This window comes from Vibrio plantisponsor (genome assembly GCF_013041605.1).
GTDB classification, from domain to species: Bacteria; Pseudomonadota; Gammaproteobacteria; order Enterobacterales; family Vibrionaceae; genus Vibrio; species Vibrio plantisponsor.
The window spans coordinates 1-740 of the sequence record NZ_JABEQC010000038.1; the positions used below are offsets into that span (position 1 = coordinate 1).

Sequence of the window (740 nt, forward strand, 5' to 3'; positions counted from 1 at the left end):
AAGGTTTAGTTGTCTCTCATTATTTGAATGAGCGAGAGACATTTCGATTTTGCCGGACTCAAATATGAATAACTTTCGTTATTCCCAAGAACACTTGAATGTGTATTGGTACCTAATCAAAAGATTAGGATTTGAGAACTTTTAATAAATAACAATGAAATCACATTGTTATTTGTCAGCTTTCCAAATTGTTAAAGAGCAAGATTCTGTTTTCTATTTAAAGAAATGAACCATTTTTAAATATTCTTTTTCAAAAACACTTAAAGATGGTGGGCGATACCGGGTTCGAACCAGTGACCCCCTGCTTGTAAGGCAGGTGCTCTCCCAACTGAGCTAATCGCCCATTATTTCACTATCAAGATGGTGGAGCTATGCGGGATCGAACCGCAGACCTCCTGCGTGCAAGGCAGGCGCTCTCCCAGCTGAGCTATAACCCCATACTTGAAGCGATAATGGTGGGTCGTGCAGGATTCGAACCTGCGACCAATTGATTAAAAGTCAACTGCTCTACCAACTGAGCTAACGACCCATGGTATCCCGTAGGGGAGTCGAACCCCTGTTACCGCCGTGAAAGGGCGGTGTCCTAGGCCTCTAGACGAACGGGACACTAAGATACTCTTATCTTTCTAAACCTAATCAATCTGTGTGGACACTCATCAAGAGAATCTTTACGTAAGGAGGTGATCCAGCGCCAGGTTCCCCTAGCGCTACCTTGTTACGACTTCACCCCAGTCATGAAC

At 43.8% G+C, this 740-nt stretch carries 4 tRNA genes and 1 rRNA gene; all 5 read right to left on the bottom strand.

Features of this window, described 5'->3' with window-relative positions:
- Positions 1-267: 267 nt before the first annotated feature.
- A tRNA-Val gene (locus HKI82_RS20370) sits at positions 268-343 on the bottom strand.
- 18 nt (positions 344-361) lie between these two features.
- Positions 362-437, bottom strand: a tRNA-Ala gene (locus HKI82_RS20375).
- Between the two features lie 16 nt (positions 438-453).
- Positions 454-529, bottom strand: a tRNA-Lys gene (locus HKI82_RS20380).
- A 1-nt stretch (position 530) separates the two neighbouring features.
- Positions 531-606, bottom strand: a tRNA-Glu gene (locus HKI82_RS20385).
- A gap of 67 nt (positions 607-673) precedes the next feature.
- Positions 674-740 (bottom strand): 16S ribosomal RNA (locus HKI82_RS20390); the annotation flags it as partial.